25 protein-coding genes and 1 tRNA gene are annotated in these 20,660 nt (G+C 36.2%); 10 read left to right on the forward strand and 16 right to left on the reverse strand.

Annotated elements, in window-relative coordinates; translation table 11 throughout:
* Positions 1–12 precede the first annotated feature (12 nt).
* Positions 13–312 carry a thioredoxin family protein gene (locus BMX49_RS02490; protein WP_034718342.1) on the forward strand — a complete coding sequence of 100 codons (300 nt, stop codon included), beginning with the start codon at positions 13–15 and terminating at the stop codon, positions 310–312.
* A 1-nt stretch (position 313) separates the two neighbouring features.
* On the opposite strand, the gene BMX49_RS02495 is transcribed toward BMX49_RS02490, so the two are convergent.
* Positions 314–1,072: an amidohydrolase gene (locus tag BMX49_RS02495; protein ID WP_034718345.1), complete on the reverse strand. Its 759-nt coding sequence runs from the start codon at positions 1,070–1,072 to the stop codon at positions 314–316.
* Between the two features lie 126 nt (positions 1,073–1,198).
* On the opposite strand from BMX49_RS02495, the gene BMX49_RS02500 reads away from it, so the two are divergent.
* The 3 genes from BMX49_RS02500 to BMX49_RS02510 all read left to right on the forward strand — a co-directional run bounded on the left by BMX49_RS02500 (position 1,199) and on the right by BMX49_RS02510 (position 3,268).
* Positions 1,199–1,642, forward strand: coding sequence for a DUF6646 family protein (locus tag BMX49_RS02500; protein ID WP_034718348.1), 444 nt, complete (start codon positions 1,199–1,201; stop codon positions 1,640–1,642).
* A 110-nt stretch (positions 1,643–1,752) separates the two neighbouring features.
* Positions 1,753–3,120, forward strand: coding sequence for an RIP metalloprotease RseP (rseP, locus tag BMX49_RS02505; protein WP_034718351.1), 1,368 nt, complete (start codon positions 1,753–1,755; stop codon positions 3,118–3,120).
* A gap of 74 nt (positions 3,121–3,194) precedes the next feature.
* Positions 3,195–3,268 (forward strand) — tRNA-Asn (locus BMX49_RS02510).
* Between the two features lie 183 nt (positions 3,269–3,451).
* On the opposite strand, the gene BMX49_RS02515 is transcribed toward BMX49_RS02510, so the two are convergent.
* Both BMX49_RS02515 and pepT read right to left on the reverse strand, forming a co-directional pair.
* Positions 3,452–4,012 (reverse strand): energy transducer TonB, encoded by a 561-nt coding sequence (locus BMX49_RS02515; protein ID WP_051803651.1) that lies wholly within the window; start codon positions 4,010–4,012, stop codon positions 3,452–3,454.
* A gap of 2 nt (positions 4,013–4,014) precedes the next feature.
* Positions 4,015–5,274, reverse strand: coding sequence for a peptidase T (gene pepT / locus BMX49_RS02520; RefSeq protein WP_034718354.1), 1,260 nt, complete (start codon positions 5,272–5,274; stop codon positions 4,015–4,017).
* A gap of 183 nt (positions 5,275–5,457) precedes the next feature.
* Between pepT and BMX49_RS02525 the strand changes: the two genes are divergently transcribed.
* The 3 genes from BMX49_RS02525 to BMX49_RS02535 all read left to right on the forward strand — a co-directional run bounded on the left by BMX49_RS02525 (position 5,458) and on the right by BMX49_RS02535 (position 7,976).
* Complete coding sequence (locus BMX49_RS02525) at positions 5,458–6,306, forward strand: hydroxymethylglutaryl-CoA lyase (protein WP_034718356.1); 849 nt, start codon at positions 5,458–5,460, stop codon at positions 6,304–6,306.
* 3 nt (positions 6,307–6,309) lie between these two features.
* Positions 6,310–7,326 carry a tetratricopeptide repeat protein gene (locus tag BMX49_RS02530; protein WP_034718360.1) on the forward strand — a complete coding sequence of 339 codons (1,017 nt, stop codon included), beginning with the start codon at positions 6,310–6,312 and terminating at the stop codon, positions 7,324–7,326.
* Positions 7,327–7,574: 248 nt separating this feature from the next.
* Entirely contained in the window at positions 7,575–7,976 is a 402-nt protein-coding gene (locus tag BMX49_RS02535; RefSeq protein WP_034718364.1) for an OsmC family protein, read from the forward strand.
* A 50-nt stretch (positions 7,977–8,026) separates the two neighbouring features.
* Here BMX49_RS02535 and BMX49_RS02540 read toward each other — a convergent pair whose 3' ends face one another.
* Genes BMX49_RS02540 through BMX49_RS02555 form a run of 4 tightly spaced genes read right to left on the reverse strand, consistent with a single transcriptional unit; the run spans position 8,027 to position 9,745 of the window.
* Positions 8,027–8,353, reverse strand: coding sequence for an SUF system Fe-S cluster assembly protein (locus BMX49_RS02540; RefSeq protein ID WP_034718367.1), 327 nt, complete (start codon positions 8,351–8,353; stop codon positions 8,027–8,029).
* A 15-nt stretch (positions 8,354–8,368) separates the two neighbouring features.
* Positions 8,369–9,067 carry a 3'-5' exonuclease gene (locus BMX49_RS02545; RefSeq protein ID WP_034718370.1) on the reverse strand — a complete coding sequence of 233 codons (699 nt, stop codon included), beginning with the start codon at positions 9,065–9,067 and terminating at the stop codon, positions 8,369–8,371.
* Between the two features lie 11 nt (positions 9,068–9,078).
* Positions 9,079–9,420 carry a tRNA-binding protein gene (locus tag BMX49_RS02550; protein WP_034718372.1) on the reverse strand — a complete coding sequence of 114 codons (342 nt, stop codon included), beginning with the start codon at positions 9,418–9,420 and terminating at the stop codon, positions 9,079–9,081.
* 10 nt (positions 9,421–9,430) lie between these two features.
* On the reverse strand, positions 9,431–9,745 hold the full coding sequence (locus tag BMX49_RS02555; protein ID WP_034718375.1) for a cytochrome c: 315 nt from the start codon (positions 9,743–9,745) through the stop codon (positions 9,431–9,433).
* A 163-nt stretch (positions 9,746–9,908) separates the two neighbouring features.
* Here BMX49_RS02555 and meaB point away from each other — a divergent pair, with 163 nt between their 5' ends.
* Positions 9,909–10,892, forward strand: a complete 984-nt coding sequence (meaB, locus tag BMX49_RS02560) for a methylmalonyl Co-A mutase-associated GTPase MeaB (RefSeq protein WP_034718378.1) — start codon at positions 9,909–9,911, stop codon at positions 10,890–10,892.
* On the opposite strand, the gene BMX49_RS02565 is transcribed toward meaB, so the two are convergent.
* Positions 10,893–11,426, reverse strand: a complete 534-nt coding sequence (locus tag BMX49_RS02565; protein ID WP_034718382.1) for a DUF4251 domain-containing protein — start codon at positions 11,424–11,426, stop codon at positions 10,893–10,895. It lies immediately after the preceding gene.
* Positions 11,427–11,525: 99 nt separating this feature from the next.
* Here BMX49_RS02565 and BMX49_RS02570 point away from each other — a divergent pair, with 99 nt between their 5' ends.
* On the forward strand, positions 11,526–12,335 hold the full coding sequence (locus BMX49_RS02570) for a M48 family metallopeptidase (RefSeq protein ID WP_034718385.1): 810 nt from the start codon (positions 11,526–11,528) through the stop codon (positions 12,333–12,335).
* A gap of 73 nt (positions 12,336–12,408) precedes the next feature.
* Entirely contained in the window at positions 12,409–12,735 is a 327-nt protein-coding gene (locus BMX49_RS02575) for a hypothetical protein (protein ID WP_034718388.1), read from the forward strand.
* Between the two features lie 34 nt (positions 12,736–12,769).
* On the opposite strand, the gene BMX49_RS02580 is transcribed toward BMX49_RS02575, so the two are convergent.
* The 8 genes from BMX49_RS02580 to BMX49_RS02615 form a co-directional block, all read right to left on the reverse strand.
* Positions 12,770–13,408 carry an outer membrane beta-barrel protein gene (locus BMX49_RS02580; RefSeq protein WP_034718390.1) on the reverse strand — a complete coding sequence of 213 codons (639 nt, stop codon included), beginning with the start codon at positions 13,406–13,408 and terminating at the stop codon, positions 12,770–12,772.
* Positions 13,401–14,210, reverse strand: a complete 810-nt coding sequence (locus BMX49_RS02585; RefSeq protein ID WP_034718393.1) for an ABC transporter ATP-binding protein — start codon at positions 14,208–14,210, stop codon at positions 13,401–13,403. The genes BMX49_RS02580 and BMX49_RS02585 overlap by 8 nt, the downstream gene beginning before the upstream one ends.
* Complete coding sequence (locus tag BMX49_RS02590; protein ID WP_034718397.1) at positions 14,210–14,962, reverse strand: MlaE family ABC transporter permease; 753 nt, start codon at positions 14,960–14,962, stop codon at positions 14,210–14,212. The genes BMX49_RS02585 and BMX49_RS02590 overlap by 1 nt, the downstream gene beginning before the upstream one ends.
* Before the next feature lie 35 nt (positions 14,963–14,997).
* Positions 14,998–16,371 carry an exopolysaccharide biosynthesis polyprenyl glycosylphosphotransferase gene (locus BMX49_RS02595; RefSeq protein ID WP_034718399.1) on the reverse strand — a complete coding sequence of 458 codons (1,374 nt, stop codon included), beginning with the start codon at positions 16,369–16,371 and terminating at the stop codon, positions 14,998–15,000.
* A 34-nt stretch (positions 16,372–16,405) separates the two neighbouring features.
* Positions 16,406–17,038 (reverse strand): 7-carboxy-7-deazaguanine synthase QueE, encoded by a 633-nt coding sequence (locus BMX49_RS02600; protein ID WP_034718401.1) that lies wholly within the window; start codon positions 17,036–17,038, stop codon positions 16,406–16,408.
* Positions 17,031–17,915, reverse strand: coding sequence for a bifunctional 5,10-methylenetetrahydrofolate dehydrogenase/5,10-methenyltetrahydrofolate cyclohydrolase (locus BMX49_RS02605; RefSeq protein WP_034718404.1), 885 nt, complete (start codon positions 17,913–17,915; stop codon positions 17,031–17,033). The genes BMX49_RS02600 and BMX49_RS02605 overlap by 8 nt, the downstream gene beginning before the upstream one ends.
* A gap of 29 nt (positions 17,916–17,944) precedes the next feature.
* The gene (gene pgi, locus BMX49_RS02610; protein WP_034718408.1) at positions 17,945–19,585 is read right to left on the reverse strand and encodes a glucose-6-phosphate isomerase; all 1,641 of its coding nucleotides are present in this window, start codon (positions 19,583–19,585) and stop codon (positions 17,945–17,947) included.
* Positions 19,586–19,702: 117 nt separating this feature from the next.
* Positions 19,703–20,614 carry a DUF4349 domain-containing protein gene (locus BMX49_RS02615; RefSeq protein ID WP_034718411.1) on the reverse strand — a complete coding sequence of 304 codons (912 nt, stop codon included), beginning with the start codon at positions 20,612–20,614 and terminating at the stop codon, positions 19,703–19,705.
* Positions 20,615–20,660 lie beyond the last annotated feature (46 nt).

Below are 20,660 nucleotides of genomic sequence, written 5' to 3' on the forward strand. Positions count from 1 at the left end.
TTATTTAAAATTATGTCACAAAAATTTAAAGAACTTATTGACTCTGAACGTCCAGTGCTTATCGATTTTTTCGCGACTTGGTGCGGTCCATGTAAAGTGCAATCTTCGGTACTCAATACCGTAAAAGAAAATATCGGTGATTTGGCCAGAATTGTAAAAATCGATATCGATCAATTTCCATCGATTGCAGCAGAGTATGGCGTTCGCGGTGTTCCAACATTAGCAGTTTTCAAAAAATCTGAAATGCTTTACAAAGAAAGTGGCGTGCACGACGTCAATCGATTGACTGAGCTTTTAAAAAGTTTTGCCTAAATCACATCAACGTAAATTTGTCCCGATCAGACAGAAAAGGAAATTTCGTTCTAAACTCTTGCAATCTTTCTACCTCGAAAGTTGCTGACACTATATTATTGTCTGTTTTTGAAACATCAGTTCCATCCGCAAAAAAGCAGAAAGAACTTTCTGGGTATTCTAACCGGTTGCCGTCGATTCCGATTCTGTTTAAGCCAAAAACATACGCTTGGTTTTCGATTGCCCTGGCTTTTAACAAAGTCTGCCAAGCGTCAATTCTACTTTTCGGCCAATTTGCCACATACAAAATTGCGTCATAATTGCCGTTATTTCGAGCATAGACAGGGAAACGTAAATCATAACAGACTTGCAATAAAATGCGCCATCCTTTATAGTTGACAATCACCTTGTCATTTCCAGCAGTGTACTTTTTATCTTCGCCAGAATAAGAAAAAAGATGTCTTTTGTCATAGAAGTAATAATTTCCATTTGGTTCTACAAAATAGAATCGGTTTAAGAATTTTTCATCCTCACAAATTGACGCGCTTCCAGTAACGACGGCATTTTTCTCCTGAGCAAACTTTTTCATCCAATGCAAAGTCTCTTCGTTGCGGTCGGCGATTTTATCGGGATTCATATAAAAACCAGTGGCAAACATTTCGGGTAAAATCAAAATGTCAGCTGAGGTTTCCCTTAGAGAATCTTCAATATTTTTAAAATTTTGGTCTTTATCAAGCCACGCGATATCTAAGTTTAAACCCGAAATTTTTAGATCCTTCATTTGAAATATAATTTAGAATGAAAATAAAAGTACGAAATTTTATCCATAAGTTAAAAAAATCATAAAATGGTCTGGTATTTGAATGTGGACTTATATCATTATTAATAACATAAAATTTTTAAAATTATGAAAAAGCTACTTTTAGTTTGCTCTATGTTCTTCATCGGACAAATGGCGTTTGCACAAGCTTGGCAAGGAAAAGGAGATCAGAAAATCCAGGTTGGATTTAACGGTTGGGGATACGGAACGGGTATTACTGCAACTTATGATTATGGTTTATCTAAATTAATTTCAGTTGGTGCTGGAGCTAATTTTTTCTTTGACCATGACGATGACAAATATGCAGATGATGACTTTGGAGTATTCGGTAGATTAAACTTTCACTTACAAGGACCATTAGGATTACCTTCAAACTGGGACATTTATCCAGGTGTTGATTTAGGTCTTTTAGGTAAAAGCGGAACTTATTTTGGAGCACACGTAGGAGTTAGATATTTCTTCAACAATAACGTTGGTTTATTCCTTGAAGCGGGTAACAACGGAAGCATCGGAGTTTCTTTCAACTTGTAAGAAATTACGGCATATCAGACAAAAGGTTCTCATTTTGAGAGCCTTTTTTATTTGGCATCGTTTTGATAAATTGTATCTTCGCAATCTTTAAAATAATTTAAACAAATTCAATGACGTTAATACAGTTATTTCAATTTATATTGAGCATCTCAATTCTGGTGATTCTGCACGAATTGGGACATTTTATTCCCGCTAAACTTTTCAAAACTAAAGTAGAAAAATTCTATCTCTTCTTTGATCCCTATTTTTCATTGTTCAAAACAAAAATCGGCGGTACCGAATATGGAATCGGTTGGTTGCCTTTCGGTGGATACGTGAAAATTGCCGGAATGGTCGACGAAAGCATGGATACGGAGCAGTTGAAAAAACCAGCTGAACCTTGGGAGTTCCGTAGTAAGCCAGCTTGGCAACGATTAATCATCATGTTAGGTGGAGTTACCGTTAACTTTTTCTTGGCTTGGGCTATTTACTCTTCTTTAAGTTATTTTAAAGGGGAAAAATTTCACGATAATGCCAAATTCGAAAACGGAATTTCTGTAAAACCTGCGGGTCAAAAAATGGGTTTAAAGAGTGGTGATAAAATTCTTAAGATTGATGGTAAACCAGCCGATAGAATGGAAACATCAACCATTAATATGCTTTTTGCAAATAATGTAACGGTTCTTAGAGATGGTAAAGAAGTTACTTTCGATGTGAACGAAGACGGTGTTGCCGCGGTGTTGGCAGAGAATGAAGTGAAGTTGTATTTCGGTCCACGTTACCCAGTTGTGATCGATAGTCTTTTACCAAAAGGTCCCGCCCAAGCAGCAGGTTTATTGAAAGGTGATAAAATTGTGGGAATTGACGGGAAGTCAGTACGATTCTTTGATGAATTAGGACCTCAGCTGGCGCAATTAAAAAATCAAGATATTGTTTTAGATGTGGAGAGAAATAGTTCTCCTATCGTCGATGGACAAAGTAGCGCAACGTTAGAAAAAGTTAATGTAAAAGTTAATAATGAAGGAATGCTTGGGTTCGCAGCTGATACTTCGATCGCGCAAAAAGAGTTTGAGAAAACGCTGGTAGTGAAAAGTTATACCCTTGCCGAAGCAATACCAAGAGGACTGACCAGAACAATTGATGTTCTGACCATGCAAATCAAGCAATTTAAGATCGTATTCAATACCAAAACTGAAGGTTACAAAAAAGTTTCCGGACCTATTGGAATTATTAAAATGATGCCTGAGTCTGTCGACTGGGAGTTTTTCTGGGGCTTTACAGCCATGTTTTCGGTTTGGTTGGCATTTCTTAATTTAATTCCGATTCCGGGCTTAGACGGTGGACACGTGGTTTTCACCCTCTGGGAAATGATTACTGGAAAACCAGTTCCGCAAAAAGTTTTAGAAAATGCACAAATGGTAGGAGTCATTTTCCTAATGGGACTGATGGTTCTGATCTTCGGAAATGATATTTTAAAATGGATTACCGGAAAATTTTAAAAATAGTCAGAAAATATTTTGGCAGTTCTAAAAAAGGTTTTATATTTGCAGACGCTTAGCGCAAAGAGCAACACTCCTCTTTAGCTCAGTTGGTTAGAGCATCTGACTGTTAATCAGAGGGTCCTTGGTTCGAGCCCAAGAAGAGGAGCAAAACCATCACAGAAATGTGGTGGTTTTTTTGTAGTTTTAAATCAGATAAATTTGATGTTATGTCGTTGAATTGCAGTTGAGTCAACAGGTATTACACATTCTATTATTCGACTTATTAATTGCATTTATTAAAGAGAAAAAAATAAGCCGACAAAAAAACCCATCTCTCGATGGGTTTTTTTTATTCAAATTGCATTGTTAGAGGAACTGAAAGTACGGATCGAACTGGAATACCATTATATTCTGCCGGTTTCCATTTTCCCTTGTTCAATATATCGTAAAGCGTAATAATCGTTAAAAGATTAAACTCCCGATAATCCCCAATAGCGGTAACATTACTAACATTGCCATTTTCGTCTACAAGAAACCGAGCTATCGTGCGTGCAACGCCGCCTTCTATGGTTACAGCATCCGTATCAAAGTTGTGCGAAATTAAACTTCGAAAACCATTGATGCCAGTTTCATACTCAGGTTGTTTTGTAACTTGGCTCTGATAGATCATTACATCTACTTTTTTCTCTGCTTTCTGAATTTCTTTTATAGCAAGCTCATAACCGTCAAGTCGGTCCATGATAATCTTTACCTCTTCTTTTTTTCTTTCGATATTATAAACCTTCTGGTATTTTTCAGAGATCTCTTTAGCTTGTTGGTTATATGTATGATTTAATTCCGCAACTTTTGAAAGCTGAGCATCATGAATTAAAAAAGACAGAACGCTAAGAAGGATAAACGCTTTTTTCATTCTTATCGCTTCTTCACTGCTCTCGCAATATTGACGATCACTTTCACCGCTTTCTCCATTGACTCTAAACACACGTATTCATAAGGCCCATGGAAGTTGATTCCGCCCGCAAAAATGTTCGGGCAAGGTAAACCCATATAAGAAAGCTGCGCGCCGTCCGTGCCACCGCGAATAGCTTTTATTTTAGGTTCAATGTTGGCATCTTTCATCGCTTGTTCAGCAATATCCACAATGTGCATTTTTCCTTCGAACTGTTGTTTCATGTTGCGATATTGCTCTTTGATTTCAATTTCTGCCGTGCCTTCTCCAAATTTTTTGTTGAAGTCTGCCACAACATCAGTGATGTGTTTTTTCCTTGCTACAAATTTTTCGTTATCATGATCGCGAATGATGTATTGAATTTTCGCTTCAGAAACATCTGCTTTAATATCCATTAAATGATAGAAACCTTCAAAACCTTTAGTTGTAGAGGGAGTTTCATTTGCAGGAAGCATTTGAACAAATTCTGCTGCCAGTAAAGAAGCATTAACCATTTTACCAATCGCATATCCTGGATGAACGCTTAATCCGTGAATTTTTACCACTGCTCCAGCAGCATTAAAGTTTTCATATTCCAGTTCACCAACTTCGCTACCATCCATAGTGTAGGCCCATTCTGCTCCGAATTTCTTCACATCGAATTTGTGTGCGCCTCTACCAATTTCTTCGTCTGGCGTAAATCCAATGGCGATTCTGCCATGTTTAATTTCAGGATGTGCCAGTAAATATTCTGCAGCAGTAACGATTTCGGCAATTCCGGCTTTATCATCCGCACCGAGTAAAGAAGTCCCATCTGTCGTAATTAAAGTTTTGCCGACGTAATCTTTTAATGTTTCGAATTTCTTAGGCGAAAGCGTAAATCCAGTTTCTTTGTTCAAGATTAAATCACCTCCATCATAATCATCCCAAATTTGAGGTTTCACATTTTCTCCATTAAAGTCAGGAGAAGTGTCATAATGCGAGATAAATCCAACTACTGGCTCATCATCATTTTCTAAATTGGAGGGAACATACGCGTAGATATAGCCATGCTCGTCCATAGAAACATCACTTAATCCTAGTGTTTTTAATTCTTCGAAAATATATTTTGCAATATCCCACTGTTGGGGAGTAGAAGGAGTGGACTCGCTTTCTGGGTCACTCGTAGAATATATTTTGACATAATTAATAAATCGGTTTTGTAACTTTAGTTTCCAGTCGAGATTAAAATCTAGGGTTGTCATAAGCTTGTTTTTAACAAAGTTAAAATTTTAGCTTGATGATTCGGTAAATTCGTCGGAATTATTTTCGTTCTTTTATCCGTTAATTTTATTTAAATATTTAAAATTCAACGCTTTAAAAATTATCATTAATTATTTAGACGTTTTTTAAAGTTTTGGTATATTTGAGAAAATCAAAAAATAGAAATGTTTTTAACCGAATGTCCGCGAGATGCCATGCAAGGTTGGGGAGAATTTATCCCGACCCAGAAGAAGATTGACTACCTTAATTCATTAATGGACGTGGGTTTCGATGTCCTCGATTGTGCCAGTTTTGTATCTCCGAAAGCTATTCCTCAAATGGCAGATTCGGGAACCGTGATTGATGAGATTGATAAAGGTATTTCAAATACGAAACTTTCAGTGATCGTTGCCAATTACCGCGGAGCACAGAAAGCGCTTAGTCATCAAGCAGTAGATATCATTGGTTTTCCTTTTTCTATTTCTGAAACTTTTCAATTTAGAAACACCAACAAAAATCAGGAAGAAGCTTTTAATGATATTAAAAAAATCACTCAACTTTTAGAATCAGATGGCCGCGTTTTAAACGTTTACTTTTCAATGGCGTTCGGAAATCCTTACGGTGAAATGTGGAAAGCAGCAGACGTTGATTATTGGGCAGAACGGTTTAATGATATCGGCATTAAAAATATTTTACTTTCAGACACCACAGGAACGGGGACGCTGGAGCAAATAGAATTGCTTTTTAAAACCATTCCGGCAAAATATCCTAGCATCGATTTTGGCGCTCATTTTCACAACCGCTATGAAGATTCTTACAAAAAATTAAAAGCAGCCTACGATAATGGTTGTCGCAGATTTGATTCTGCCATAAAAGGAATCGGCGGTTGTCCTATGGCAAAAGACGATTTAGTCGGAAATATGCCCACGGAACAAGTGATTAATTTTATGGCCTCGGAGGGAGTCGATCATACCTTAAACTTACTTAATTTCGAGAGTGCTTATAATAAGGCAAAAGATATTTTTCATTTTTAATTTATGAAACGTTCATTGTTATTTTTATTACTCACCTTCTTTTCTTTTAGTTTTTCTCAAACTATAAAACTGCAGTTTGAAGCAGGTAATTTTGATGAACTTGTAAAGAATAAATTTAATATGGAGAGATTAAGCGGAGAAGAACTTTATTATATTGGTTATGCATTTTTTAGAAAACAAGATGATCATAAGGCGATAGAATTTTATGATAAAGCCTTAATCAAAGGTTTTAATAATCCTAATATTTATTTTCAAAAGGGTCTATCAGAAGTTTATATTAATAAATATAGTGATGCAATAAAAAGTTTCAATACAGCAATTTCGTTGGAACCAAAAGCGGAATTCTACATTGAGAAAGGAAGGGTTTACAAATTACAAAAGATGCGAGCCGAAGAAATTGCAACATATTTGGTTGGTTTGGGAAATGCGGAAAAAGTTAAATTCTACATAGAGTTGATAAAGGTTGCAGGAAATTTTTACTATGCTGAAACAGAAGAATTTGCAAGAGCTGTTGAAGTATATAAAAATGGCATCTCTAATTTTCCTCATGAATACAGTTTCTATGAAAAAGTTATTAAGTCATTAAATGCTCAAAATAAATTTGCTGAAGCTGACTTGTATTTTAAAAAAATGAGGGATTTATATAATGAAAAGCTTTTATCAGAAGATATGATGACTTTTAAATCTATTGCTGTAGATGAATTTAATTGGAAAGGACAATGGTTAAATAGTTTCAAATCTTTTGAAGCCCCCAAACACTCGTTGGAATCTTTGTATGTGGTTTATCTTATTGACAAATCAGGTGACAAAATTGAAAGAAAATTTAACGTTGAAAAGACGGATAAATTTGCGGAAAGTGATCCTCAATATGTGATTTGTGAAGAGTTGAAAAATAGTCACAATACATATCCGATTGGTTTTAAAGATGGAAATTTTAATTTGCAAGAGTTAAGAGAAGCAATTATAGAAATTTTAAGTAAAAATCAGAAGCCCACGGCATCAGTAAGTTTCACACACTAATCTGTTAATTTGGGATCGATATTAATCTATAAAATTGTATTTACGATTAATATATTAAATTCATGAGAAAATCATTAATTTTCTACCGGCTGAAAAAATTGACGACTTTTCAAATTTACTTAATTTCGAGAGTGCTTCTAATAAGGCAAATGTTATTTTTCATTTCTAATAGTATTTAAAGTAAAACAGAAGTAATATCGTAAAAGTTAAACGAATTCATTATCTTTATCTTAAAATAAACTTAAGCTATGACTTCAAAAATGACCTATTTAGGCGACTTTAAAATCGTTTCGCAACACGAGAAATCAGGCGCCACTATTACAACCTGCGCTCCATTAAGAGAGGGTGGAACCTCAGAGTTTTTCTCACCGTCGGATATATTCGGAATTTCTTTCGGCCAGTCAATGTTAATGGCAGTTGCAGTTTTAGGCGAGCCAAGAGGAATCTCCATTAAAGGCGCCACGTGTGAATTAAAAAAATCAACTCATCCTCAACCGAAGAGAATCGGAACTATTTTTTGCATCGTAAGAATTCCTGGAAAGTTTACACCTGAAGAAAAGAAATTCATCGAAGATACTGCTTTGAATTGCCCAGTTGCTTTGTCGATACACCCAACCGTACAAAGAACGGTACTATTCGAATTCGAATAATAACATTGCATATAATTAAAAATGCCAGAGATTTCTGGCATTTGTTTTTTTTAGATCATTCCCAATTCGAATCGGGCTTCTTCACTCATCATATCTTTGTTCCAAGAAGGTTCAAAGGTGAGTTCCAAATCTACTTCCACTACATCTTCAACTTCCGATACGGTCTGTCTGACTTCTGCTGGCATACTTTCCGCGACTGGGCAGTTAGGTGTGGTTAAAGTCATAATCACTTTTACTTTACCTTCATCCGAAATCTGTACGTCGTAAATTAATCCTAATTCATAAATGTCAACCGGGATTTCTGGATCATAAACCGTTTTAAGGGCAACAATAATATTTTCGCCGATTTCGGCAATTTTTTCATCTGTATAATTCATTCTAATTGGGAACCTTTAGTTTTCACTTTTTTCTAATAAATCTTCCTGACGCATGCGCCGAAAAACATTTGCCAAAGTTAAGACATCTTTTTCACAATATTGAACGATTCTAAATAAGTCTTTCTCTATATAGTAGATTGATGCTACCATTGAACCATCGATATCGTCTTTTGGTGTTGGGATTCCGAAAAGATGAGCAAGTAGTTCCAGAGAAATAAATGATTTGTAATCACCGAATTTCCAAAGTTCCATCGTATCTAAATGTGGGATTTCCCACGGTTTTTTTCCAAACATTTGAAAGGGAAGGGGCGGTTGCATTCCATTAATTAAAAATCGTCTGGCAATCCAGGGGAAATCAAACTCTTTTCCGTTGTGCGCACAGAGAATAACGTCACGTAATTTAGGTCGGTTGAAAATTTCTCCAAATTCTTCTAAAAGCTTTTTCTCATCGTCACCATAAAAGCTCTTAATCATCAACTTCCCACTCTTTTCGATAATGCCAACGGAGATGCAAATGATCTTACCGAACTCCGCCATAATTCCGCCTCTCTCATTATAGTAATCTTTTGCCGTAAACTCTTCTTTACGCTGAAATTTTGTTTTCTTATCCCAAAGATATTGCTCGGTTTCATCCAATTCGCTCCAATTACCGAACTGAGGAACGGTTTCAATATCCAGAAATAATACTTTTTCTAAAGAAATGTTTTGTATCATAATTTTAGGTTTTAGCCGATAGGTAATCCGTTTGCTGTTGGTGCTGTGGTGGTCAGAATCGTTACTTCTTGCTTTTCACCGATAACACCTAAAACCAAACATTCACTAAAGAAGTTAGCAATCTGTTTCTTAGGGAAATTTACAATAGCGATAATCTGCTTTCCGATAAGGTCGTCACTTGTATATAAATCAGTAATCTGAGCGGAAGATTTTTTAATTCCTAAATCACCAAAATCAATTTCCACTTGATAGGAAGGATTTCGAGCTGCAGGAAAATCAGAAACTGAAACAATTGTCCCGGTTCTAATGTCAAGTTTTTCAAAATCGCTCCATTTAATTTCGGGCTTAAGCATTACTTCAAATTTATTTTTTCACAGAAACGATATAATTATAAACCATCTCATGTTGCTTCTCATTTAATTTTGCTTGCGGCGCCATAGCATTCATTATGCCGACCCAATCCTGCGCATTGTGATCGGTAGGATTGGGTAAATCATGACACTTCCCACAAGTATTATCGAAAATAACTTTTCCTTGCGCAAGATGTTCAGCCGTGATCATATTGGTTCCAGCTACTGCCGTTTTAGGAGTGCATGAAGATGTAAACGCAACAGCTGCAATAGCACCGATTAAAAAAAGAAAACGGAGGTTTGTTGGTTTTGGTTTTTTCAATTTCATTATTTTCTATTGATTAAGTACTCAAAAATAGACAATTTTATTTTTAAAATTAATGAAATTGAACAAATTCAGAAGCCTATTAGTACCATTTATTTAAAGGAAAAATCCCAGACTTCGTTTCATCATAGAACAACTTTCGTAAAAGAATTGTATTTTTGATTGAATGAAAACCCCTTCTACCCAAGAACTGATAAAAGGAATCCAGTCCGGCGACAAACGTTTGCTCGGTAAAGCAATTACGTTGGTAGAAAGTAAAAAAACGGAACACCGCGATCAAGCTGAAGAACTTTTAAAAGAAATCTTACCTTTTACGGGCAAATCAATAAGAGTCGGAATTACGGGCGTTCCAGGTGCGGGAAAATCTACCTTTATTGAAAATTTTGGCAAGTTGGCGATTCAGCATGGGAAGAAAGTTGCCGTGCTGGCGATTGATCCCAGTTCCTCTTTGAATAAAGGATCTATCCTCGGTGACAAAACACGAATGGAAGAATTAGCGAAAGAGAAAAACGCGTTCATTCGTCCCAGCCCGACTTCTGGATTTTTGGGTGGGATTGCTAATGCAACTTTTGAGTCGTTATTGATTTGTGAAGCTGCCGGTTACGATTACATTTTAATTGAAACGGTTGGTGTTGGTCAAAGCGAAGTGTTGGTTTCAGATATTACCGATTTCTTTTTATTTCTAAAGATTATTGGTGGTGGCGACGAACTTCAGGGAATAAAACGAGGGATTATGGAAATGGTTGATTTAATCTTCATTAATAAAGTAGAAGAAGAAAACCGACTCAAAGCAAAAAACACCAAAATTGAACTCATGCGGGCGCTTCATTTTTTACCCTCAAAAGAAAAAAACTGGAAAGTTCCGGTGCTTCTTGGTTCAGCTCTAAATAATAATGGTTTAGAAGAGGTTTATGAAAAGGTAGAAGAGTTCATTTACCTAAAAATTTCTAATCATTCTTTTGAAGAAACTCGGAAAAGACAAGCTGAAAAACGTTTTGATTATTGGGTTCAGGAATATATTTTGCAAAAAACGAAGTCTAATAAATCGACCGAAATATTTTACGAAGAGCATAAAAAAAATGCTTCTGAGTTGAAATCAAATCCAAGTACAGAAGCAAAAATTTTTGTCGAGAAATTGCTCGGAACTTAATTACTTCTTCAGCATTGTATTTTCCATAATGTATCCATTATAAGAGATAGACTGACGGTCATTAGAATCAATCGATACGTAAGTTTTTCCATTTTTAAAAACCTCCATATAAATTGTTCGCATGTTTTGTTGATCTTTAGCTACTATTGTATAAATAGAGCTTCCTTTTTTACCCTGCTTTTTGTCTACTGTAAAATCTGTCGTAGTGAACCGATAAGAATTTTTACTATCATCCATATTCGCATTGTACATTCTGCCGAAGTAAGGTAAAGTTACACTCAGTTTTTCTTTTCTAATTTCTATCGTGTATCCAGAATCTAAATTTAAAATGCGCGAACCGCCGCCACCTGGCAAGGAGTTCATGGCTTTGATAACGTCTGCATCCATCGGATTGGCGCGCTCTGCCATAAAGGTGAATTGATTACTTTCCAATAATCGGGCAATATTCGCCGACGGGATGTTGTTTTGAGTACTGCAGGAAAATGTCACCAGAAGCATAAAGGCAACACTTGCAATTGTAAGTAGATTTTTCATGTATATTTTTTTAGTCTTCCAAAGATTGCGAAATATTATGAATATATCACCATTTGGAATAAAAATTGTTTAATGGTTCAGCACTTAAAGTAAACTACTATGAAAAATTTAAATAAAGTATTAGGTATTACGGTACTATCAGCAATGATGATCGCTTGTACAACCAACCCAATCACGGGAAGAAAATCTTTACAACTAGCCAACAACCAAGAGATTTCTGCGATGGCTTTGCAACAGTACAGACAAACACTATCAACAGCGAAAGTTGTTAAAGGAACTACGCAGGCAAAAAGTGTTCAAAATGTTGGACTAAGAATTAAAAACGCTGCGAATAACTATTACAGAGGAATTGGTAGAGAAGCAGATCTTGCAAATTACCAGTGGGAATTTAATTTAATCAACGACAAGCAAATCAATGCTTGGTGTATGCCAGGTGGTAAAGTTGCCGTTTATACTGGAATTATGCCAATTACCAAGACAGACACTGGATTAGCAGTAGTTTTAGGACACGAGATTTCGCACGCAATTGCTGGTCATGGAAATGAAAGAATTTCACAAGGAATGATCGCCGAATATGGTGGAGCGATTCTTGGAAGTACGATTTCAAATGGTCAAATGGCAGCAATCTTTCAACAAGCTTATCCATTAGGCGCTCAAGTAGCGTTATTAAAATACGGTCGAAGCCAAGAATTAGAAGCTGACGAAATGGGACTTTATTTGATGGGGATGGCGGGTTACGATCCGAGAGAATCTCAACCATTCTGGCAAAGAATGGAAGCTGCTTCAACAGGGAACAGACCTCCAGAGTTTTTATCAACTCACCCGAATCCAGATACAAGAAGAGCAGATTTAGAAAGACACATGCCGAAAGCTTTAGCATATTACAAAGCTTCAGGCGGTAAACTCTAAGACAAAATCATATTTATAGTAAACCTTTCCGAATTTTTCTTAAATTTGGGAAGGTTTTTTAATTTACATCAACATGAAAAATTTACATTTTATAGGATTTCTTTTACTAGGTTTGGCTTTTTTACTTTACTATATGCTTCCCGAATTTGCGGTAGTTAAACTTTTTGAACCCATGAGTTTAATGGGAATTCTAGCCGGAATCGGAATCGGTTTGATCATCGGAGGAATCGTAGGATATATCAGCAAAGGAACTGCCTTGAAACAGGACTTAAAAAGAAAAGAATTGGTACAGCTTCGAAAAGAAAATGAAGATCTAGAGAAGCAAGCTGCGGAACTTGCCAGACAGCAAACTGTAACTTATACCACAACAGAAGAAAATAAAAATCCTCCGAATTATTAATTCAGAGGATTTTATTTATGAGGTAAAACTACAGTTAGAATTTGTACCCTAATCCAAGCATAAATAGACTAGCTCTGTTGTCATAGTCAATTTGCTGATTAGATCCTGCTACCGTATTCACGAATTTTCTTTGATCTTTAGAAAAAGCTCCTTCATACTTCGCTGAAATTATAAGCTTCGAAATTTCACTTTGCAAACCGATTTGGTATCCTAGGGTAAAATCTTTTGCATTAACACGTTGTACGAAATTATCAAAATTTTCATCTTTCGTTAAATTAATGCTGGCAACAGGTCCGGCGTAAGCACTTAACATATCTCCTAAAAGATTGTATCCTAAAAGTACAGGGATATCAACACGGCTGCTTTTAGCTTTAATAGTCGTTTGCTCAGTATTAATGTCATTTGCAACAGTAACTTCATTGTTAAAGGTAGAATAGTAAATTTCTGGCATCACATATAATGCAACTGGTAATTTTACTTTCATTGATAAACCAGCGTTAAAACCAGTTATGTTTTTCCCTTTCTGCTCAATAGCAGTTGTGGTTGCAGTTTTTAGGTTTTTCCAAGATGCTGAACTTGTAGGAATCATGACGTTTGCTTTAGCTGCAAAAGAAATTTGCGCAGATGCCATAACACTTGCACCGATTAAGACGATGCTAAAAAATTTATTCATTAGAATGAGGTTTTGTTATAATATTGTCAATTGAAGTTTTGTTCGTTTTCATGAAATATTCACGAAGTTCCTTGAACAACTCTGAGGAGTAAACGAAGTCGATTAGGTTTTTATTGCCTGCATTAATCAGGATATCTTTATTTCCTTGCCATTCCTTAATACCCATTCGTAAATACAAAATATTTTCTCCAATGGTCATTACGGAATTCATATCATGAGTGTTGATGATGGTTGTCGTATTATATTCTTTCGTAATTTCTAAAAGCAAATCATCAATAATGTTTGCTGTATAAGGATCCAGTCCCGAGTTCGGTTCATCACAGAATAGATATTTCGGATTGTTCACAATTGCTCGCGCGATGGCAACCCTTTTTTGCATCCCACCCGAAATTTCTGAAGGATATTTTCTATTTGCTTTTTCCAGATGTACGCGGCCAATCACTTCAAAAGCGCGTCTTTTTTTCTCGCGGAAAGTTAGGTTGGTAAACATGTCTAAAGGGAATGTAATATTTTCCTCTACCGTCATCGAATCAAAAAGCGCACTTCCCTGAAATACTGTTCCGATTTCGGAGCGCAGCTGTTGTTTTTCATCTCGCGACATTTTATTGATGTCCTTTCCATCGAACAAGATTTCGCCTGACGTTGGTTGATAAACATTCAATAAGCTTTTCAGAAAAACCGTTTTCCCCGAACCACTTTGACCGATGATGAGGTTTACTTTGCCCGTTTCAAAATTGCTTGAAATTCCTTTTAAGACCTCAACAGTTTCAAAACTTTTCTTTAAATCTTTTACTTCTATCATTAGCTTAGGAACATTTGAGTTAATATAAGATTCATAATGATGATGGCCACGATCGTCCATACTACTGCTTGCGTGCTGGCACGACCTACTTCTAGTGAACCTCCTTTTACATTATAACCGAAATAGGCTGGAATTGTGGCAATTAAAAAAGCAAATACCGCTGTCTTAAAAAAGGCATACCAAATGAAATGCTGTGGCATATACATCTGGATTCCGGTGATGTAATCTGCTTTACTCCAGCTTCCAGTCGCAGTTCCAGCTAAATAGCCGCCCCATATTCCAAAGACAATACTGATTGCAATTAGTAAAGGATTAAAAATGATACTGGCTAAAATTTTAGGTAAAATTAAAAAGTTCGGCGAATTAACTCCCATAATATCTAAAGCATCGATTTGTTCGGTGACGCGCATGGTTCCTATACTTGAAGCGATATATGATCCAACTTTTCCCGCTAAAACTACCGATATAATTGTGGGTGCAAATTCCAGGATCAATACCACTTTTGTAGCATATCCGATGAAAGAATTAGGAATAGGAAAAGATGATGCGCTGAAGTTATTGAACATCTGAATCGCCACAACCGCTCCTACGAAAGTAGAAGTAAAGAGGACCAATCCGAATGAATTCACCCCTAAGTCATAGACTTCACGCATGAATAATTTGCCGAATATTGATGCCTTCTGTGGTCTTTTTAGTGTTTTTCCTAGAAGAATGAAATAGGCGCCGACTTGGCTCAACAGATTTTTAAACATGCTGCAAAAATAGTGTTTTTTATTTTTTAATTAGTTTACTTGGCATTCTTATCTCCGCCGATAATTAAAAAAACTGTTTTTAGAATGACGACTAGATCTAAACTTACCGTCCAGTTTTTTACGTAGAATGCATCTGCTAAAATTCTTTTTTGCATTTCCAGATCCATGTCCCCAGCGTCACCGCGCAACCCGTTTACCTGAGCAAGACCTGTAACGCCAGGCTTAACCAAGCTTCGAATGGAGTACCGACCAATTTTTAATTTGTAGAAATCATCGACCAAAAGCATGTGCGGTCTTGGACCGACGACAGACATTTCTCCCTTCAAGACATTAATGAATTGTGGCATTTCGTCGAGACTCGTTTTCCTCAAAAACCGACCAATCTTAGTTATTCGTTTGTCATTTTTTTCGGTCGTTTTTGATGTACACTCACCATTAACGTGCATAGTCCGAAATTTAAGACAATTAAAAACGTCATCATGGTAGCCATATCTTTTTTGTACAAAGAAAACTGGACCTTTGCCATCTAACTTAATTAAGATTGCCAGAATCGGAAATAGCCAAGTACAGATGAACACCAAAATGAGTACTGAAAATAAAATATCGAACGCACGCTTTAAGACCGCATTCGTTAAATAATCGAGTGGAAATTTAGAGCGAAGTAAAATGGGTAAAGTTTCGATATATCCCAAATCGAATTGAAAGAAATTATTTTTTGAAATGCTGGGAATTAAAGAAATTCGAACTTGGTGTCTTTCTGCTAGTTTGTAAATTTCGGTTTCCTGTATCTTTTCATAATTGCTGAAATCAGTCGAAAAATATAAAGTGTGAATTCCATTCTCTTTCCAAAATTCGACGAGTTTTGAAAAATCAAATTGATCTTCCAAGGCATAATCGTAAATTTTGAAACCATAATCTTTACGTTCTGATAAAATATTTCTAAGTATAATTGACGAAGAGTCATCAGACAAAAACATCACGTTTCTTACGTTATATCCTAATGTTCTGATATATTTCAAAGCAAAGAAAAGGGTGGATTTAATAATGAAAAGTACCACGAACAGGCACATTGCAATTAAAAACCTTTCCTGCTTTAAAAAGGCATTGTTACTTACTTTCGCCAAAAGAATTACGCCGAAAATGAAAATAAAAATATGCGTAATCAATCGCTCCAAGTAAATCGTATACGTAATATTTCTGGCGACGGTATACAATTTCGTTCGGCTACTGAGCAAAATCCAAAAGAAAATCAATAAGACAATAGAAAGGAAGTTTTGCTCGGAATTCTCTCCGCCGAATAGTTCCTCATTATTTCGTAGAAAAAAGTACACAAATACTGCCGCAATCACAACGACATCGATGAGAATAAAAGTAGTCTTGAAATATCTAGAATATCGAATTCTTTGCATACAGCAGATTAATTACAAGTAAAGCTAAGGCAATTTATGGAATATTCAAATACTTATGGGTTTGAACGGAGGTTTGCCATTTTGGATTTGCAAGGACAAAGTCGGTAATTTTAGGATAAATTTCATCTCTTTTGCTCCATTCACTTTGAAGATAGAGGACGCAGTTTTCAGAAACTTTTGCTGCCTGTTCTTCGGCAAATTTCAAGTCATTGTTGTTAAAGACAATCATCTTCAACTCATTGGCTTTGGCATAAATAGCTGGTTTTGGCAACCCAGTTTTCTTTGGTGACAGGGTAATCCAGTCCAAAGTTCCACTCATTTCATAAGCTCCCGAAGTTTCAATATGAATGACACAGCCGAGTTCTTTTAAGCGGTTGGTTAAAATCTCTAAATTCCACATCAAAGGTTCACCACCAGTTAATACAATCGTTTTGCAAAAGCGGGCTGCAGTTTCCGCAATTTCTTCGGTATTCATCAAAGGATGTAAGGTAGGATCCCAACTTTCTTTTACATCACACCAATGGCAGCCAACATCGCAACCTCCTAATCTTATGAAATAGGCCGCTTTTCCGGTATGTGCGCCTTCACCTTGTATGGTATAAAAATGCTCCATCACGGGGAGCATTTTACCTTCTTTTAATAAAATATCTTCTTCTTCTTTAGTCATTGTATACTGAGGTTTTATAAGCCAATAGGGTGTTTTTCATCAACATGGCTCGGGTCATTGGACCAACTCCGCCTGGTACCGGCGTAATCCAACTCGCTTTTTCTTTGCAACTTTCAAAATCGACATCGCCGATTAGTTTGTATCCTTTTTCAGATTGATCTTCCACTCGTGTAATTCCAACGTCAATGATGATTGCGCCTTCTTTAATCATATCTGCTTTCAAGAAATTAGGGTCGCCTAAAGCAGTGATAATAATATCTGCTTTTTGGGTAAATTCTTCAATATGAGGAGTGTATGAGTGAGTAAGAGTCACGGTAGAGTTTCCTGGGAAATCTTTTCGACCCATCAAAATGCTCATTGGTTTTCCGACAATTCTACTTCTTCCGATAACGACGCAGTGCTTTCCTTTGGTATCAATACCATATCTTTCTAATAAAGTAATAATTCCGAATGGAGTAGCTGGTAAAAACGTATCCATTTCTAAAGCCATCTTTCCGAAATTTTCAGGATGGAAACCATCTACATCTTTTCGTGGATCGATCGCCATGATGATTTTTTCCTGGTCAATTTGTTTGGGTAAAGGTAATTGAACGATAAAGCCATCTACATCTTTAGACTTATTGAGTTCATCGATTTTTTCCAAAAGTTCTGATTCAGAAACGGTGCTTGGGAAATCTACCAAGGAAGATTTAAACCCAACTTCTTTGCAATCTTTGATTTTGTTATTTACGTACGTCATGCTCGCGCCATTCTTTCCAACCAAAATTGCTACCAGATGAGGTGGACGTCTATTCGTTTCAACAATTTTTATTACATCAACGCGGATTTCTTCTTTGATTTCCTTGGAAACTTTAAGCCCGTCTAGAATTTGTGCCATTTCGGTTTTACTTTAGATTTATTTTAGATTTACTTTTTGTCTTTATAATAATGGATCAAACCATTGGTAGAAGAGTCATGGGAAGTAACGGTCTCGGAACTTTTCAGTTCAGATAAAACTTTTCCAGCTAAAACTTTTCCTAATTCTACTCCAAACTGGTCAAAACTGAAAATGTTCCAAATAATTCCCTGAACAAAAATTTTATGTTCGTATAACGCAATTAATTGACCCAGTGAATAAGGCGTTAATTCATTAAATAATATTGAATTAGTAGGCGTATTTCCGTGGAACACTTTGTAATTAACCAATCGATCAATTTCTTCTTCAGAAATTCCAGATTTTTTTAAATCTGCTCTCGCCTCATTTTCTGTTTTCCCAAATGCCAAGGCTTCTGTCTGCGCAAAAAAGTTGGCTAATAGTATTTCCTGATGGTCAGAAATTACGTTGCAAGATTTTACATAAGCAATAAAGTCAGCCGGAATCAATTCTGTCCCCTGATGAATTAGTTGATAGAAAGCATGTTGACCATTGGTTCCAGGTTCTCCCCAAATAATTGGTCCGGTTTCATATTCTACAAATTCCCCATTTCGATCCACACATTTTCCGTTACTTTCCATATCACCTTGTTGAAGGTAGGCAGGGAAACGATCTAAGTATTGAGAATAAGGTAAAATTGCATACGTTCCAGCATCGAAAAAGTTACGGTACCAAATTCTATTAAGCGCCATTAAAACTGGCACGTTTTCTTTAAAGTCAGCAGTTTTAAAATGAACATCGGTTTCGTTGGCTCCTTTTAATAATTGCTCAAAGTTTTCATAACCGACAGAAAGTACGATGCTTAAACCGATGGCACTCCACAGTGAATATCTGCCGCCGACCCAATCCCAGAATTCGAAGATATTTTCCTCCGCAATTCCAAATTTTTTCACAGCTTCCGTATTGGTAGAAAGTGCCACGAAATGTTTGGCGACATCTTCTTGTTTTCCAGCTTTCATAAACCATGATTTTGCAGATTCTGCGTTGGTCATCGTTTCCTGTGTCGTAAAGGTTTTAGAAGCGATAATGAAAAGGGTCGTTTCTGGATTTAAATCTTTGGTCACTTCGGCGATGTGATTGCCATCAACATTGGAAACGAAATGAACCTGAAGTCTTGTTTTAAAATGTTTCAAAGCGGAGCAAACCATCACTGGTCCTAGATCTGAACCTCCAATTCCAATATTCACAACATCGGTAATTTCCTTTCCTGAAAATCCTTTGTGTTCCCCCGAAATAATTTTCTCCGAGAAGGTTTTCATTTGGTCTAAAACCCTCTTAATTCCTGGCTTTATATTTTCGCCATCGACCAAGATTTCTTTATCTGAAAAATCACGTAAGGCGGTGTGAAGAACAGCTCTTCCTTCAGTTTCATTGATTTTTTCTCCAGAGAACATCGCTTCAATTGCCGCTTTTACATCGCATTCTTCAGCTAAATTTTGTAAAAGGTCGAAGGTTTTCTGATCGATTAAGTTTTTAGAATAATCGAAAAGATAATCTTTTCTTTTTACTGAAAACTGGTTGAATCGTTCTGGATTATATTGAAATAAAGTGCGGAGTTCAAAATCGTTCTGAGCAAAATGTTCTTGTAGATTTTTCCAGGCGCTGGTTTGGGTAGGATTTATTTTGGGTAACATTTCAGAAATTTTTTAATTACAGATTTTATACTTTAATAGTTTTAAAATCCCTGCAAATTTACGGAAAAATAAAACCTCCGAAAAAGATTCGGAGGTTGATTTTAAAGTGAACTAAATTTAAGATTTTTGATCTGAATTTTCAATTTTTAAAGTCTCTTTTCTTCGTCTATAAAAATAAAACACAACCATAGAAATTAAGAGAATTGGCCAAATTGTTACGAGTCCGATTACCAATCTTTGAATGAGATAAAAGCCTTCCACAAAAGCATTTTTCAGATCATAGACAAAGTTGAACTTGTATTTATTATCGATGTTTTTTGTATTGGTTACGGCAATTTCGGCAATACGAAGTTTGGGTTCTTTAAGGTAAATGTCGACCGTGCTGTATTTTAAATGGTCGTTCATTTCAAAGCTGGATATTTTTTGATAATTCGATTCGCTGTCATTATCGTTCGCCATCGTCACTTTATCTTTATTTATTTTAAGCTGAGAAATATTGGTTGATGTTTTCGAATTTCTCTTAGCTTCCAGTTCAGCGAGTTTGATATTGGAGGTCACATCTGCAGCGGTAATATTCCTTGAATTAAGAAACAGTTTTTTATCATTAATAAAAGTTAAAAATTCACCAAGCTTTCCCGTTGGAACTCGCACTTGCATGGTGTTGTCAGTTTGAAATTTCCGAACCAAGGTTGCATTTTCATCGGAGGTATTGAAGGTTTCATCGGAAATGATCTGAGCGTTTAAACGGCTTGAAGTTACGAATCCGCCTAAATTAGTTAGTGATTTTTCGATAGCGATAGTCGCGTCGTATACATCTTTGACTTCCATATTAACATCAGCAGTTTTGATGAATTGTTTGTCTTTGACTTGCATCGTAGCGGCAGAGGAGATGCTGTCTGATGTTTCTACCATTGAAGTTTGGTCCATCGAGGCCTCGCCTGCATTGCCGACGGTCTCTGTTTTATTACAAGCGAAAATGGTCGTTAAAAGTAAAGAACCAAGAATAATTTTGAATGTTGGTGATTTCATAACGGATTTTTTTATTGATTAATTAAATCAAAGGTCCGCACGAATC

This window comes from Kaistella antarctica, assembly GCF_900109615.1.
Taxonomy (GTDB): domain Bacteria; phylum Bacteroidota; class Bacteroidia; order Flavobacteriales; family Weeksellaceae; genus Kaistella; species Kaistella antarctica.

What these genes read in the sequence shown, in the direction of transcription:
- BMX49_RS02490 (WP_034718342.1), top strand. Translation starts at nt 13, where the DNA reads ATGTCACAAAAATTTAAAGAACTTATTGACTCTGAACGTCCAGTGCTT.
- BMX49_RS02495 (WP_034718345.1), bottom strand. Translation starts at nt 1,072, where the DNA reads ATGAAGGATCTAAAAATTTCGGGTTTAAACTTAGATATCGCGTGGCTT.
- BMX49_RS02500 (WP_034718348.1), top strand. Translation starts at nt 1,199, where the DNA reads ATGAAAAAGCTACTTTTAGTTTGCTCTATGTTCTTCATCGGACAAATG.
- rseP (WP_034718351.1), top strand. Translation starts at nt 1,753, where the DNA reads ATGACGTTAATACAGTTATTTCAATTTATATTGAGCATCTCAATTCTG.
- BMX49_RS02515 (WP_051803651.1), bottom strand. Translation starts at nt 4,012, where the DNA reads ATGAAAAAAGCGTTTATCCTTCTTAGCGTTCTGTCTTTTTTAATTCAT.
- pepT (WP_034718354.1), bottom strand. Translation starts at nt 5,274, where the DNA reads ATGACAACCCTAGATTTTAATCTCGACTGGAAACTAAAGTTACAAAAC.
- BMX49_RS02525 (WP_034718356.1), top strand. Translation starts at nt 5,458, where the DNA reads ATGTTTTTAACCGAATGTCCGCGAGATGCCATGCAAGGTTGGGGAGAA.
- BMX49_RS02530 (WP_034718360.1), top strand. Translation starts at nt 6,310, where the DNA reads ATGAAACGTTCATTGTTATTTTTATTACTCACCTTCTTTTCTTTTAGT.
- BMX49_RS02535 (WP_034718364.1), top strand. Translation starts at nt 7,575, where the DNA reads ATGACTTCAAAAATGACCTATTTAGGCGACTTTAAAATCGTTTCGCAA.
- BMX49_RS02540 (WP_034718367.1), bottom strand. Translation starts at nt 8,353, where the DNA reads ATGAATTATACAGATGAAAAAATTGCCGAAATCGGCGAAAATATTATT.
- BMX49_RS02545 (WP_034718370.1), bottom strand. Translation starts at nt 9,067, where the DNA reads ATGATACAAAACATTTCTTTAGAAAAAGTATTATTTCTGGATATTGAA.
- BMX49_RS02550 (WP_034718372.1), bottom strand. Translation starts at nt 9,420, where the DNA reads ATGCTTAAGCCCGAAATTAAATGGAGCGATTTTGAAAAACTTGACATT.
- BMX49_RS02555 (WP_034718375.1), bottom strand. Translation starts at nt 9,745, where the DNA reads ATGAAATTGAAAAAACCAAAACCAACAAACCTCCGTTTTCTTTTTTTA.
- meaB (WP_034718378.1), top strand. Translation starts at nt 9,909, where the DNA reads ATGAAAACCCCTTCTACCCAAGAACTGATAAAAGGAATCCAGTCCGGC.
- BMX49_RS02565 (WP_034718382.1), bottom strand. Translation starts at nt 11,426, where the DNA reads ATGAAAAATCTACTTACAATTGCAAGTGTTGCCTTTATGCTTCTGGTG.
- BMX49_RS02570 (WP_034718385.1), top strand. Translation starts at nt 11,526, where the DNA reads ATGAAAAATTTAAATAAAGTATTAGGTATTACGGTACTATCAGCAATG.
- BMX49_RS02575 (WP_034718388.1), top strand. Translation starts at nt 12,409, where the DNA reads ATGAAAAATTTACATTTTATAGGATTTCTTTTACTAGGTTTGGCTTTT.
- BMX49_RS02580 (WP_034718390.1), bottom strand. Translation starts at nt 13,408, where the DNA reads ATGAATAAATTTTTTAGCATCGTCTTAATCGGTGCAAGTGTTATGGCA.
- BMX49_RS02585 (WP_034718393.1), bottom strand. Translation starts at nt 14,210, where the DNA reads ATGATAGAAGTAAAAGATTTAAAGAAAAGTTTTGAAACTGTTGAGGTC.
- BMX49_RS02590 (WP_034718397.1), bottom strand. Translation starts at nt 14,962, where the DNA reads ATGTTTAAAAATCTGTTGAGCCAAGTCGGCGCCTATTTCATTCTTCTA.
- BMX49_RS02595 (WP_034718399.1), bottom strand. Translation starts at nt 16,371, where the DNA reads ATGCAAAGAATTCGATATTCTAGATATTTCAAGACTACTTTTATTCTC.
- BMX49_RS02600 (WP_034718401.1), bottom strand. Translation starts at nt 17,038, where the DNA reads ATGACTAAAGAAGAAGAAGATATTTTATTAAAAGAAGGTAAAATGCTC.
- BMX49_RS02605 (WP_034718404.1), bottom strand. Translation starts at nt 17,915, where the DNA reads ATGGCACAAATTCTAGACGGGCTTAAAGTTTCCAAGGAAATCAAAGAA.
- pgi (WP_034718408.1), bottom strand. Translation starts at nt 19,585, where the DNA reads ATGTTACCCAAAATAAATCCTACCCAAACCAGCGCCTGGAAAAATCTA.
- BMX49_RS02615 (WP_034718411.1), bottom strand. Translation starts at nt 20,614, where the DNA reads ATGAAATCACCAACATTCAAAATTATTCTTGGTTCTTTACTTTTAACG.